The sequence below is a fragment of the Rhodospira trueperi genome, from assembly GCF_900101965.1.
GTDB classification, from domain to species: Bacteria; Pseudomonadota; Alphaproteobacteria; order Rhodospirillales; family Rhodospirillaceae; genus Rhodospira; species Rhodospira trueperi.
This window is the reverse complement of sequence record NZ_FNAP01000012.1, coordinates 1-13,106: the sequence shown is the minus strand read 5'-3', so window position 1 is coordinate 13,106 and position 13,106 is coordinate 1. Positions and strand designations below refer to the sequence as shown.

The window sequence follows — 13,106 nt, the reverse complement described above, 5'->3', positions numbered from 1 at the left end:
CAGGGGATCAGATCAGGCGGGCGCGCAATGCGCTGCTCACCCGCTCGACGCCCGCGACCAGGATGAAAATGGCGATGATGATCGTGGCGGCTTGGTCGTATTCGAACATGTCCATGGAGGCCTTCAGTTCGATGCCGATGCCGCCGGCGCCGACCAGACCGAGAATGACCGACGAGCGCGTCGCCTGCTCCAGGGCGAACAGGCTGCTGGCGATCATGGAAGGCAGAGCACTTGGGATCACCGCGCCGATGATGACACCGGCGCGACCGGAGCCGGCCGTGCGCAGGGCCTCCTGTGGTCCGGTGTCCACCTCTTCCATGGCCTCGGCAAAGAACCGGCCGCAGTAGCCCATGGTGTCCACCGTCAGGGTCAGGACGCCGGCGAACGGTCCCAGGCCCACGGTGACGACGAAGAAGATGGCCCAGACCAGATCCGGCACGGTGCGGAAGAAGGTGATGAGCGCCCGGGCCAGATAGTAGACCGGCCGCGCCGGCGACAGTCCGCGCGCCGCCGCCACCGCCAGCGGCAGGCTGAGCAGGACGCCGAACAGCGTGCCCACCAGAGCCATGCGGAAGGTGTCCAGCAGGGTTTCGGCGATGTTTTCGAGACGGCTGGTGGCCGGCGGCATCATCTCGCCCAGCAACCGCGCCATCTGCGGCAGTCCGTTCACAAGCCGTGACAGTGACAGCTCGGCGGTTTGCAGACTCCACAGCAACAGGGCCGCCGCGCCGACCCAGAGCGCGAAACTCAACGCGGATGGGCGGACGAAGCGCCCCGGCGCCGGTGGACCGGAGCGGGCGGGTTCAGCGCGCATACAGGTCTCCCAGGGCGTCGAAGGGCACGCGGGCGGTCTCCAGATCGAAGGACACCCGGCCCCCGCGGAGCGCCACCACGCGGCCGGCGTGTTGCCGGGCGTGCTCCAGATTGTGGGTGGTGAAAACCACGGTCACGGCCTCGTCGCGCATCAGGCGGGCGAACAGATCCATCACCTCGGCGCCGGCGCTCGGGTCCAGGCTGGCGACCGGCTCGTCGGCCAGCACCACCTCGGGGCGCTGCATCAGCGCGCGGGCGATGGCCACACGCTGGGACTGCCCGCCCGAAAGCTGGTCGGCGCGCCGCCGTGCCAGCTCGGCCAGCCCGACGCGCTCCAGGCAATGCATGGCTTCCCCGCGCATCGCCGGGGACGCGGCGCCCTGGTGCCAGGCCAGGGCGCCGGTGCGGCCCATGGCGCCGTGGATCACATTGCTCAAGACCGACAGGCGCGGCACCAGATTGTGGCGCTGGAAGACGAAGCCCACCCGTTGCCGCACCCGCCGCAGGACGCGACGGCGGGCGGCGGTCACGTCGGTGTCCAGGATTCGGACGCGGCCGGCGGACGGCTCGATCAGGCGCACGCAGCAGCGCAACAGGGTGGACTTGCCGCTGCCGTTGGCGCCGATGACGGCCACCGACTCACCCCGAGAGACGCTCAGCGTGACAGCGGACAGAACCTCCAGGTCGGGGCCGAACCGCTTGCACAGGGCGTCCACGGCCAGCACCGGCGTCGGGGACGCCAGCGGGATGACGGTCGGAGGCGCATCGACCGCGCCTCCGACGGGCTGGTGGGCCAAATGGGCCATGCCAATCAGGACCTTCGATCAGTCGCCGACGAATTCGCCGAACTCGGGATGGCCGATGGTGGCGTAGGCCTTGCGGATGTAGTCGTAGTCGCTGTCTTTGACCTCGGCGATGAACTGCATGCCGTCGTACTTCTGGTTCTCCTCGCCGCCCTCGGCGACGATGGCATGGATCAGGTCGTCGGAGTGCTCCACCACGGCCGCGCGGATGGTCTCGGCAATCTCATCCGAGACATGCGCACCGACCATCATGATGTCGTTCGGCAGGTCCGGGCCGCGGGCGATGACGCGGAAGGCGCCGGGCGAGAGCGCCGTCTCGGCGGCGCGCAGCGGCACGAAATCGCTCATGTAGTTGGTGCCCCAGGCGGCCACGTCGCCACGCTTCAGGGACTCGTAGCCGATCTTGTCGGCGGTATGGATGACCTCGATGTCCTGGGTCGGGTCGATGCCGTAGTCGGCCAGCACGGCGGAGGGGCCGAGATGCGACGAGGTGGAGCCGATGTCGCCCATGGCCACCTTCTTGCCCTCCAACTGGGAGACGGCGGTGATGCCGGAGTCGGCCATCACGATGATGCCGGAGAAGTAGTCCGGCCGGCTGAAGCCCAGGAGAGGCTTGGCCTCGGTCAGCTTGTTGATGACGACGTACTCGGCCGGGCCGGTCAGCACCAGATCGACGTTCTCGGAGCGCAGCAGCTCCACGGCGGCGGTGCGGCTGGTCACCGGCGCGAATTCGATGGTGTAGCCGGTGTATTCCTTCATCTTCTCGGTGAAGGCGCTCCACTCGCGGCGGAGCTGTTCCAGGCCCGCGACATCGGTCACCGCCATGCGGACGGTCTCGGCGGCGGCAGTGGCGGCGGACGCGGCGACACCCAGCGCCACGACGGCGCCGGTCAGGAACGAACGCAGGGACATGGTCGTCTCCTTATCCTCGGTCAGGGAACATGGGATGGAGCCCGACAAAGAATGCAGGAAAACGACGACAGAAGCATGACGGGGGAATGACTCTTTTGCAAAATAAAATAAACATGCGGAACAATATAATATTTGTCTATGTTTAACAGAACTGCAATAAACGAAGTTATGTCTCGGTATTGCGTCGCGTTGTCGCTGTGCTATTCTTCACGCGCATCACTCTTCTAGGGTTGTTTTGCCGGTTGCCTGCGGGTTATCCGCGACGGCGTGCGATGGGGACACACCACAATGATGGGCTTGGAGATCACAGGCGGGCGGGTGTTGACCCCCGACGGCGGGCTGGAGGTCGGCACGCTCCGCCTTGCCGACGGGCGTATCACCGATGCCCAGGGTTCGACGCCGGATCGGCGCTGGCGCGCCGACGGCCTGCTGGTGCTGCCGGGCATGGTGGATCTGCACGGCGATGCCTTCGAACGCCAACTCATGCCGCGCCCGGGGGTGCATTTCGACCATGCCATGGCGTTGCTGGACACCGACCGGCAGATGATCGCCAACGGCATCACCACCGCCTATCACGGGCTGACATGGTCGTGGGAGCCGGGGCTGCGCGGTCGCGACGCGGCGCTGGCCTTCCGCGATGGACTGGAGGCGACGCGGCCGGTGCTGGCCTGCGATACGCGGCTGCACCTGCGCTGGGAGACGCACAACCTCGACGACCTGGACGAGGTGGCGGCGTGGATCGCGGACGGGCATGTAGACCTGCTCGCCTTCAACGATCACATCGGACACATCGCGACCAAGATTGGGCGCCCGGAGTCCCTGGGCGACTATACGGCGCGCACCGGGCTGACCGCCGACGCCTTCGTCGATCTGTTCCAGCGCGTGGCGGCGCGCGGCTCCGACGTGCCGGCGGCCATCGCGCGTTTGGCGGCGCTGGCACGCGCCAAGGACCTTCCCATGGCCTCGCACGACGACGAGACGCCGGACATGCGGGCGGGCTTCGACGACCTGGGCTGCCGGCTGTGCGAGTTTCCCGTGGACGAGGACACGGCGCGGCATGCTATCGGCAACGGCGATCCGGTGATCCTGGGCGCGCCCAACATCCTGCGCGGCGGCAGCCACTGCGGCCGCCTGGACGCCGCCGACGCCATCGCCAAGGGCCTATGCACGGTGTTGACGTCGGACTACTACTATCCGGCGCTGCTGACGGCGCCGTTCCGGCTGGCGGTCATGGGCGCGGCGCGGTTCGCGGACGCCTGGCGGTTGGTCTCCACCAAACCGGCGCGCGCCGTGGGGCTGGACGACCGGGGGGACTTGGCGCCGGGGCGGCGTGGCGACGTGGTCCTGATCGACGACAGCCGGCCCGACCTTCCCCGCGTTGTGGCCACCGTGGTGGCCGGTCGGCCGGTGTTCCAGGCCGAAGACCTATCGTGCTGAGAGGGTTCAGGAAGGGCATGTCTTGGACCAACGGCCGCGAGCCGTTTTGCGTCACCGGCATCACAGCGGATCCGAATAGAGTGCGCATCAAGCGATGTTGGCGGCACCGGTGACACGCCGACGGACGGCGGCACACCTGAACACGATTGAGTGTGGTCAGCGACGCCCGTCCGAATGCGCGGGCGGTAAGGTTCGTGTACATGGATCGAACAGGTGTGCCACGATGCCGGTGACCATCCCGCCCATGATCCGGCGCGTCGACCGGAACGCTTGAGCTGCTCCGCATGGAGACTCCGCATGGTGTCCCTTCGGCCCCCCCCTGGCCGCCGGCGTCACCATCCTGCTGTGGGCGCCGGGTCCGCCGGCGCGCCGGGATCACGCCGACGGTGCGCCGACACGGGGGCTTTGCCGGCCCCATGGCGTCGCCGCCTCCGCGCCGACCCAGTCCCTCAGGGCATCCAGAAGGCCGACCAGACCGGTCGCCGTCACCAGCGCGCCGACCGCCGCCAGCAGGCCGCGCATCAGACGGGAGCGCCCGAACAGGCGCGCCGAGGCGGTGCCGAACGCCGCATAGGCCATGAAGCTGACCAGCGCCACGCCCACCAGCGGCAGGAACAGCGCCGCCAGATCGGCGGCCTCGCCGGCGCCCGGTTCCACGAACTGGGGAAACAGGGCGATGAAGAACAGCACCGCTTTGGGGTTGAACACCGTGATCAGTACGCCGGTCAGGAACCGCCGCCGCCGCTCGGCCGCCACCGAGGGTACGCCGTCCGCCGTCAGCCGGGTGCGTAGGGCGGTGCGGACCAGACTGATGCCGATGACCATCAGCACGACCGCGCCCACACCCTGGGTGACCACGAACACGCGCGGGTCGATGGCGGTCACCGTGCGTAGCGCGACATAGGCGGCGCCGGCCTGAAGCAGGGTGGCGACGACGTTCCCCAGCGCCGTGGGCAGCGTGCCGAGGATCCCGAAGCGGGTGCCGTGGGCGAACGCCAGCGCCATGCTGGGGCCGGGCAGGATGGCCACGGACAGGGCCGTGATCGTGTAGATGACAAGGGCGGTGGTGTCCATTGGGGGGCGCATCCTTGCTCATGAGGCCGGCAACGGCGATGCTCGCACGAGGGCCAGGGCGGCAATGGACAGCACGAGCCGGTCTCCGGTGCGTTTGTGCCTCGATACACCGGCGTACCACGGCTGACCAGACCTTGATGCCGCTGCCGCCCGGGCCGGCGCGGTTGTTGCTGTGGGCAACGGCCGGCGCAATCTTCGAAAGCCGGGTTACGTCGGGGTCTCCTGTTCCGGCTTGGATGAGGGTGTGGGTTTGGGCAGGCGCCCGGTCATGCGCAGGCCATCGCGCATGTTGAGGCCAAGCAGGGTGATGTTGACGGCGCCGGCGATCAGCTCGACCGCCTGGACGGCGTAGAACGCCCCGTCGAAGTCCCCGGCGCGCGCCTTGGCGGCCAGGAACAGCGCGGCGGGCACCAGGACAATCAGGCCGTTGGCGGCGATGAGGGGCATTCGCCGACGTTTTTCGCCGGCCAAGCCGCCCGCGCCGCCCTTGGCGAGGCGGATCCCGCTGCCGCCGGCCGCCGCCAAGGCGGGGATCAGCAGCAGGAACGCCCAGGGGATGGCGCTTTTGACCGCAACCACGGCGCCCGGCGAGCCGAACACCTCTGTGATCACGGTGGAGATCCAGAACGTGACGATCATCAAGAGCGCCAGCGCGCCGGCGATGGGATGGATGGCTTTGGGCATGGACCACGCTCCTTCGCGATGTTGTGGATAACACGCTATGTAACAGAAGAATAGCGCGCTATGCAAGTGCCGTTCGAACGCTCCCGTGTCCGGTCGTGCCGGTGACCGACGCGATCCTTGAACCCTGGCCTTGAGCGCTGGCCTTGAACGCTGCCCTTGAACGCTGGCCTTGAGCGCTGGCCTTGAGCGCTCGGGAATAGCGCGCTATGTAAGGGCGCGTGATCCCTGCGAAAGACCTCCGGCCCCATGACGTTCAAAAAGACCGCCTTCACCAAGACCACCTCCGCCGGCTACCTCGCCAACCACATGGCGCGGCTGTTCGGGCACGGCCTGCACCGACGCATTCAGCCCCTGGGACTGGCGCCGGCACAGTTCATGACGCTGCTGGAGCTGTGGGGCGAGGACGGCCTGACCCAGAAGCAACTGGTCGAGCGGCTGGACGTCGAGCAGGCCACCATGGCCAACACCCTGCGCCGCATGGAGCGCGATGGCTTGATCACACGCTGCCCGCACCCGGACGACGGCAGGGCGCATCAGACATGGCTGACCCCGACCGCGCGGAACCTGCGCGAGGCTGCCACCGCCGCCGCCCAGGCCCAGAACGACCATGCCCTGTCCGATCTGTCGGAGGACGAGAGGGGCGTGCTCCTGGACCTGATGCGTCGGGTCGTTCGCACCATGAAGGACAGCGAGGACGGGTAGGCCCGCCACCCGGTCCCCGTCCAAGGACTCCTGACCTATTATGCCGGCGAGGTCTGGCGGGAAGGGTCCACCGACCGCGTGAGGGCCGCCGCCACGCCGAGTGCCATCGACCCGGCTGCCAGCAACACCAACCAGCTTTCCGGTCGGACGGCTCCACAAAAGACGATCAGGCCGAACACGGGCAGGTTCAGGACATGTGTGGCGCGAAATCCCGGGCTGAGGACCTGCGTCCGACCATCCTTCGCCAGAGTGATGTCGGGAGCCAGTGCGGCCCGCGCCCGCGACCATGCCCGTCTTGTGCGAACACGACCCAAAGCCGTGATCTCGCCGGCCTGGACCAGAAAAAGCCCTGCCATGACGGCAATCCAGGGATGGTCCGGAACCCAGTAGCCTGCCACGATGATCAGACTTGTCCCCGTGACGGCAATCACACCGGCCCCGGGCAGCGTGAGGACCGTATTGAACCGAAGGGCATACCGCAGGGCCTCGGTCAGACGGGTGGCGTCCAAGGCCATGAGGGCCTGGCGTTCAACCACGAACGTCGCCAGCAGACCGGCGCCGAACAGAATGACGCCGACGAGGTGTCCGAACTTCAGCAGGGTGAACAGGTCCATGATCTCTCTCCTCTGCCCTACGGCGTTTCGGCGCGACGGCCGCTGATGCGTGCGTTTCTTTGGTCCGCAGCAAGGTCTTTGTCCTTTGCCGTGGACGCGGAGGAGAGGACGGGACGGGCCTGAAGGCCGCTCCGTTCGCCCCTGGGACCCGACGGCGGACACATAGCGCGCTATATATAAAAAAATAGCGCACTATGCAATAGGGCGCGCGTCCCTTTTTTCGGCGACCTGTCCCCACGGACCAGGGCTGCTATTCCGAGGCCAGCGCGAACGCCACGGCGGCGTGGCAGTGGAGCTGGGCGGTATCGAACATCGGCAGGTCGGGACGGTCCTCTGGCCGCAGCAACAGCGGGATTTCGGTGCAGCCCAGGATCACGCCCTGCGCGCCCTCGTCCCGGACCAGCCGGTCCACGATTTCGAGATAGCGCCGGCGGGAGGCCTCGCGGACGTCGAACTTGACCAGTTCATCGAAGATGATGCGGTCCACGTCGGCGCGTTCGTCGGCGTCGGGGACCAGAATCGTCAGGCCGAAGCGCTGTTCGTAGCGATCACGCAGATAACTCTGCTCCATGGCCGGGCGGGTGCCCAACAGGATGATCCGGGCCAGCCCCCGCTCCTGGATCGCCGCGCCGGTGGGATCGACGATATGGATGAAAGGCGTCGTCCGCCCCGCCATGATCGCTTCCAGCGGGCGATGCAGGGTGTTGGAAACGCCCAGGATCACGTCCGCTCCACCGGCGATCAGGCGCTCGACATGCCCTTCCATATAGGCTTGCAGGCCGGCCCAGTCATCGGCGCGCAACAGCGCTTCGATGTTGCCGAAGTTCATGCCGGCGATCAGCGTCTCGGCGATGTCCCACCCGCCCAGGCGTGCGTTCGCGATCTCATTGATCATGCGGTAATAGTCGGCGGTGGCGACATTGCTGCTGCCGCCGAGGATGCCGATGGTCATCTGCGAATAGGGGCGTTGCGGCATGGCGGGACCTTTGTGTCTGTCTGATGTAACTCGATGGTCTACCTCAGCGGTGGCGCCCGCCGAGCGTTGAAGCCATGCCACTCCATAGCATAAAATAGCACGCTATTTAAAAGGGCCGCTCCCTATCCTTGCCAGTGCATCTGTCTCGAAAAAAGTCTGTCGCGCGTGGCGGTCTGTCGCACCCAGCGTGCTCTAGGGCAGCGACGCATTCAAGGGATTCCCCTTGAATGCAGACGTCGCTGCACAAAACATTGTTTCTCGTGCACTTTCGATCCAGACAAAAGAATGCAGGCTGCATCTTTTGTCAGGATCAGGGCACTAAGGCCAACCGCCGCATCCGGGGGGTGTTCGATCATCCGGGCCGCGCCCATGCCGGCGACAGGCACGCGGACTGGCCCCCGAGCGGGCATGGCAATCCGGCATGACCGGACGTGGCCCTTGGTGGAATGCCCGGGGCCAGCGTCATGACCCAAGCGGTGCCGACATCCGTGTTTCGGTCTCTCGTCCTGCCCCCGTTCATCGACCACCGATAGCGCGTCCAGCGGTCGGCATGAACCGCCGTGAACGGCCCCGGACGCACGGTGGGGTGGGGTGGGAGGCGGGGACCCGAGAGGCCTCCTCCTCCCGATAGGCCGACTCTAAGCCTCTTCGCTCTCCCGTCCCGTGCGCTCGCTGACGAGTTGTTGCAACGAGACCAGCAGCGCGTCGCGGTCGAACTTGGCCACGTAATCGTCGAAACCGGCCTGGCGGCCGCGTTCCAGATCCCGCTCCGAGGCATGGGAGGACAGGGCCACCAGCGGCGTGTCCGCCCAATCCGGGGTCTGGCGCACCGCCGCCGCGAACGCGAACCCGTCCATATCCGGCATTTCGATGTCGCTGACGATGGCATCGAACACAGCGCCTCGTTCGCGCAGACTCAGGGCCTCGTCTGGGGCGCTGACGGCGGTGACGCTGAAGCCGGCGGCCGACAGCAACGGGGAGAGAAGGTTGCGGAAGAACGCGCTGTCATCCACCAGTAGCACCGTGCGTCCGCCCGTGGACCGGCCGGCTTCGTTGTCGTCCAGGCTGCCGAACCAGTCGCCGAAGGCCTGGGTGAGGTAATAGCCGGTGTCGATGATGTCGGTGGACTTGCCGTTCAGCACGGCGGTGCCGATCACCCCCATCTGCTCGGCCTTCAGTTCGACCTTCAGGTGCTCCTCGACGATATCGACGATTTCGTCGACCATCAGGCCCATGGACCGTTCGCGGTCGGAGAACACCAGCACTGGCTGACGGCCCTCGGTCTTCATGCCCATCATCCCGTCGACGCCGATCAGCGGCATCAGTTCGCCGCGATATTGCACCAGCGGCTTGCCGTAGCTGTATTCGACCTTGTCGAGTTCGATTTCCTCCAGGCGTGCCACCAGTCCCAGTGGCACCGCCTTGAGTTCTTTGGAGCCGGCGCGGAAGATGAGCAGTGAGGTGGTGTCCTGGGAACTGCGGCTTTCGCGCGCGGCCAGGGTCTCGGCCGCGGCGCCGGTGCCCAAGGAGGACTCTCCCGTGGCGCCAGCGATGCCGTTCGGGTCCAGGATCATGATGACGCTGCCGTCGCCCAGGATGGTGTTGCCGGAGAACATGCTGATGTGACGCAGGATGGGCGCCACCGGCTTGACGACGATTTCCTCGGTGTCGAACACCCGGTCGACGATGATGCCGAAGGTGTAGGTGCCGACCTGGGTGACGACGATGAAGGTCTCCTCCTGACCCTTGACCTCGTCCTCCAGATTGTCGCGCTCCTCGTCCAGGCGCAGCAGCACGGCCAGCGACACCAGGGGCAGCAGGCGGTTGCGCAGCCGCAGCACCGGGGCCTTGTTGATCCGCTCGATTCGGGTTTCCGACTTGTCGGTGACCCGCACCAGTTCCAGCACGGAAATCTGCGGGATCGCAAAGCGCTCGTCGGCGCTCTCGACGATCAGGCCGGAGACGATGGCCAGGGTCAGCGGGATCTTGATGATAAACGTCGAGCCCTTGCCGGGCCACGTCTTCAGTTCGACGGTGCCGCCGATCTGTTCGATATTGGTGCGCACCACGTCCATGCCGACGCCACGCCCCGAAACACTGGTCACCTTCTCGGCGGTCGACAGACCGGCCTTGAAGATGAACTGGGCGATCTGCTGTTCGCTCATGCCCTCCAGCTCGGCCTCGCTGGCGAGGCCATTGGCGAGGGCCTTGTCCTTGATCTTCTGGATGTTCAGGCCGCGCCCGTCGTCGGAAATCTCGATGATGATGTGGCCGCCCTCATGATAGGCGTTCAGCTTGATGACACCGACCTCGGGCTTGCCGACGGCCAGACGCTCGTCCGAGTTCTCAAGGCCGTGGTCGCCGGAGTTGCGGACCATGTGGGTCAGCGGGTCCTTGATGAGTTCGAGGACCTGCCGGTCGAGTTCGGTGTCCGCGCCGTACATCTGCAGGTCGATCTTCTTGCCCATTTCCTGAGCCAGATCGCGGACGATTCGCGGCAGCTTGGCCCAGGCGTTTCCGATGGGCTGCATACGGGTCTTCATCACCCCTTCCTGCAGGTCGGAGGTGATGTGGGACAGGCGTTGCAGGGGTGCGGCGAATTCGGAGTCGTCGCTGCCCCGGACCATCTGCAGAAGCTGGTTGCGGGTCAGCACCAGTTCCGAGACCAGGGTCATGAGCTTTTCCAGCAAATCGACGCTGACGCGGATGCTCTGCGCCGCGACCGATTCCTTACGGGCGCCGTCGCCGCCATCGGGCTGCGCCGTCTGCGCCGGCACCTGCGACTTGGGCTCGGCCTTGGGCTTGCCGGCCTTGGCGGCGGCGGCCTCCGCGGCCTTCCGGGCTTCGTCGCCGGGGATCGTCGCCTTGGCGGCCTCGGCCGCCTTTTCGCGCTCGGCTTCCGCGGCCATCTCGGCGGCCAGTTCCGCCTCGGAGGCGGCGCGCTTGCCCTGTCCGATGGCCGCCTCAACCTCGGCCAGAAGTTCCGCCGCGACCGGGAATCCGTTGTCATTCTGGACCGGGCCGGAGCCGGCGGGTTTGGCCTCCGGCTCCACGGGCTCCCCGGCGGCGGGTGCGGGCGCGGGCTCGGACGGAGGGGGCGCCGCCGCCGCGCCGCCGGTGCGACCCTCGGCGAAGGCGTTGAGTTGGTCCTTCAGGTCCTGGTCGGTGCCCTCGGGCTCGCTTTCGGTCTGTTCCAGATGGCCCAGGATGTCCTTGATCCGGTCGATGGTGTGCAGGATGACCGTCACCGCATCCGGAGTGACCTCCAGTTCGCCGTCGCGGAACTTGCCCAGCACGTTCTCGCCGGCGTGGGCCAGCGATTCCAGGCGGGGCAAGCCCAGAAACCCGCAAGTGCCCTTGATGGTGTGAACAAGCCGGAAGATGTTGGACAGGATGTCGCGGTCGTTGGGGTTCTGCTCCAGGTGGACCAGTTCGACATCAAGCGTGGCAATGCTTTCCGACGTCTCGGTCAGAAATTCACTGAGCAGATCATCCATGGCGGGGTTTCTCCTGCGACGTCGCCAACAAAAGACCTCTGCGGCCTGTGTCCGGCCAGAGGACGCGGCCCGTGCCTGCTCCGCATGCTTGCACGCACGACTTCGGTATCTTGACCCTACCGCGCAGAGAATTAAAGGAAAAAAGGCCCCGTCGTCCAACGAATCAAGACGGGCGCATCGCGGCTGTCACGCCGTTTGTTTGACATGGAAGTGCAGAACGCCGGGCATCGGCTCGACCCGCACGGCGACGCCCAGGTGACGGGCCGTCACGCCCGCGTAATATGCCAGCACGGCGCGCGGATCGGTCACGGCGGGGCCGCCGTCCAGGCCCGCCGCCAGAGCCTCCAGCCCGTCCGGCCGCGCCGCGCCGCCGCCGTTCACACTGACCTGGATCGTCCGGGGCAGGGCGCCGCCGATGGCGATGTGCTTGGCGTTCGGCATCGCGTCCAGGGCGACGACGGCCAGCGTCAGCACGAGCTGGATCAGGCGGCGGGTGCGGTCATCCGTGCTGTTTGTCTCCAGGGTCCAGGACAGGTCCGCCGCCCGAGCACCGCCCGCGCCGGCGAGGTGATCGGCCAGCACGGCGCGTGCCTCATCCGGGCTGAGCGAACCGCTGGCCGGCCGGCCAAGCACCGCCCGCAGCAGCCGCAGACGCTGTGCGGCGGTGGCGGCGCTACGGGCCAGCAGGGCAACCACCTCGTCATCCGCCTCGTCATCGAGCAATTCGGCCCCGGAGCCGATGGCCCCCAATGGGCCCGCCAGATCATGACACAGGCGCGAACACAGCGCCTGGGCCATCACCAGAGCGTCATGATCGGACATGGCGGTCGTTCCCCCAAAACAATGCGCTTAGCCAAAGGGTTGCGGCAGAATTGGCGGCCCGCTGACCCGACTTTGGCGCACGGGTATTGTTCCTCTGTCTTCCGTTATGTCATACTCAACGGTCGCCGGGTTGTAACAGACTCGGCCCCTGTGTTGCCACGCCGGAAACGGCGGGCCGCTCCCCGAACGCCCGGCACGGACGAAACCGTCCGCCGCTGGCCAGCGAAAAGAGGACAGCCATGGCCCCGGACCTTATGTTCAGTGATTCCGAGATCGTCACGCCAGGCGCTTGGATCCGACTGCCAGACCAGCCCGATTGGGGAAAGGGGCAGGTTCAGTCCGTGGTCGGCCCCCGCGTGACCGTCAACTTCGAGAACCGGGGCAAGCAGGTCCTGAACACCCATGCCATCGTGCTCGATGTGGTCCAGGAAGCCCGCCCGCCCAGAGGGTAGGGCGCCCGAGGGTAGGGCGCCCGAGGGTAGGGTGCCCGTCTCCGGTCCGTCCCAGATGAACGGGCTGACCGGGGACGACGGGTGGTTCTTCCTCTGCGCATCACGCCGTGATGCGGCCAGTGGAGGACGACTCGCCGCGCATGGTCCGTCCGGCGGACACCAGCGAGGGGATCAAGGGGGCGCCCCTTGGGTCGACGGCGCCGGTCTCCGCGCCCCGTTTCGGAGCCAGGGCAACGGGCTCAGGTTAACGGCCGAGGGCTGATTTCAGTGGCGAACGGGATTCGAGGGTGATTCAACAGGCGTCTGCCCCCCAGAACCGG

13 protein-coding genes are annotated in these 13,106 nt (G+C 67.0%); 4 read left to right on the top strand and 9 right to left on the bottom strand.

The features are described 5' to 3' along the window. Window positions 1-7: 7 nt before the first annotated feature. From phnE to BLS85_RS14295, 3 genes are read right to left on the bottom strand one after another with little or no spacing between them, the layout of a single operon-like run. Window positions 8-814 (bottom strand): phosphonate ABC transporter, permease protein PhnE, encoded by an 807-nt coding sequence (gene phnE, locus BLS85_RS14305; protein ID WP_092787418.1) that lies wholly within the window; start codon window positions 812-814, stop codon window positions 8-10. Beyond that, window positions 804-1,619 carry a phosphonate ABC transporter ATP-binding protein gene (locus BLS85_RS14300; RefSeq protein ID WP_092787417.1) on the bottom strand — a complete coding sequence of 272 codons (816 nt, stop codon included), beginning with the start codon at window positions 1,617-1,619 and terminating at the stop codon, window positions 804-806. Before BLS85_RS14300 ends, phnE begins: the two co-directional genes overlap by 11 nt. An 18-nt stretch (window positions 1,620-1,637) precedes the next feature. Next, a complete protein-coding gene (locus tag BLS85_RS14295; RefSeq protein ID WP_092787416.1) occupies window positions 1,638-2,528 on the bottom strand; it encodes a PhnD/SsuA/transferrin family substrate-binding protein in 891 nt (296 codons plus the stop codon). A gap of 288 nt (window positions 2,529-2,816) precedes the next feature. Between BLS85_RS14295 and BLS85_RS14290 the strand changes: the two genes are divergently transcribed. Then, window positions 2,817-3,965 carry an alpha-D-ribose 1-methylphosphonate 5-triphosphate diphosphatase gene (locus BLS85_RS14290; protein WP_218128439.1) on the top strand — a complete coding sequence of 383 codons (1,149 nt, stop codon included), beginning with the start codon at window positions 2,817-2,819 and terminating at the stop codon, window positions 3,963-3,965. Between the two features lie 375 nt (window positions 3,966-4,340). On the opposite strand, the gene BLS85_RS14285 is transcribed toward BLS85_RS14290, so the two are convergent. Together BLS85_RS14285 and BLS85_RS14280 are read right to left on the bottom strand one after the other, a co-directional pair. Continuing rightward, entirely contained in the window at window positions 4,341-5,039 is a 699-nt protein-coding gene (locus BLS85_RS14285; protein WP_176793757.1) for a LysE family translocator, read from the bottom strand. Window positions 5,040-5,246: 207 nt separating this feature from the next. Continuing rightward, the gene (locus BLS85_RS14280) at window positions 5,247-5,723 is read right to left on the bottom strand and encodes a hypothetical protein (protein WP_092787414.1); all 477 of its coding nucleotides are present in this window, start codon (window positions 5,721-5,723) and stop codon (window positions 5,247-5,249) included. Window positions 5,724-5,969: 246 nt separating this feature from the next. Here BLS85_RS14280 and BLS85_RS14275 point away from each other — a divergent pair, with 246 nt between their 5' ends. Next, on the top strand, window positions 5,970-6,425 hold the full coding sequence (locus BLS85_RS14275) for a MarR family winged helix-turn-helix transcriptional regulator (RefSeq protein WP_092787413.1): 456 nt from the start codon (window positions 5,970-5,972) through the stop codon (window positions 6,423-6,425). A gap of 38 nt (window positions 6,426-6,463) precedes the next feature. On the opposite strand, the gene BLS85_RS14270 is transcribed toward BLS85_RS14275, so the two are convergent. Next, window positions 6,464-7,039, bottom strand: a complete 576-nt coding sequence (locus tag BLS85_RS14270) for a DUF2269 family protein (protein WP_092787412.1) — start codon at window positions 7,037-7,039, stop codon at window positions 6,464-6,466. A gap of 250 nt (window positions 7,040-7,289) precedes the next feature. Continuing rightward, entirely contained in the window at window positions 7,290-8,015 is a 726-nt protein-coding gene (locus BLS85_RS14265) for an aspartate/glutamate racemase family protein (protein ID WP_092787411.1), read from the bottom strand. Window positions 8,016-8,242: 227 nt separating this feature from the next. On the opposite strand from BLS85_RS14265, the gene BLS85_RS18795 reads away from it, so the two are divergent. After that, window positions 8,243-8,440: a hypothetical protein gene (locus BLS85_RS18795; RefSeq protein WP_143027201.1), complete on the top strand. Its 198-nt coding sequence runs from the start codon at window positions 8,243-8,245 to the stop codon at window positions 8,438-8,440. Window positions 8,441-8,653: 213 nt separating this feature from the next. Here the strand turns inward: BLS85_RS18795 and BLS85_RS14260 are convergent, their stop codons facing one another. Together BLS85_RS14260 and BLS85_RS14255 are read right to left on the bottom strand one after the other, a co-directional pair. Beyond that, complete coding sequence (locus tag BLS85_RS14260) at window positions 8,654-11,512, bottom strand: hybrid sensor histidine kinase/response regulator (protein WP_092787410.1); 2,859 nt, start codon at window positions 11,510-11,512, stop codon at window positions 8,654-8,656. 186 nt (window positions 11,513-11,698) lie between these two features. After that, window positions 11,699-12,334: a histidine phosphotransferase family protein gene (locus tag BLS85_RS14255; RefSeq protein ID WP_092787409.1), complete on the bottom strand. Its 636-nt coding sequence runs from the start codon at window positions 12,332-12,334 to the stop codon at window positions 11,699-11,701. A gap of 239 nt (window positions 12,335-12,573) precedes the next feature. On the opposite strand from BLS85_RS14255, the gene BLS85_RS14250 reads away from it, so the two are divergent. Beyond that, the gene (locus tag BLS85_RS14250) at window positions 12,574-12,786 is read left to right on the top strand and encodes a DUF3553 domain-containing protein (protein ID WP_245699245.1); all 213 of its coding nucleotides are present in this window, start codon (window positions 12,574-12,576) and stop codon (window positions 12,784-12,786) included. Window positions 12,787-13,106 lie beyond the last annotated feature (320 nt).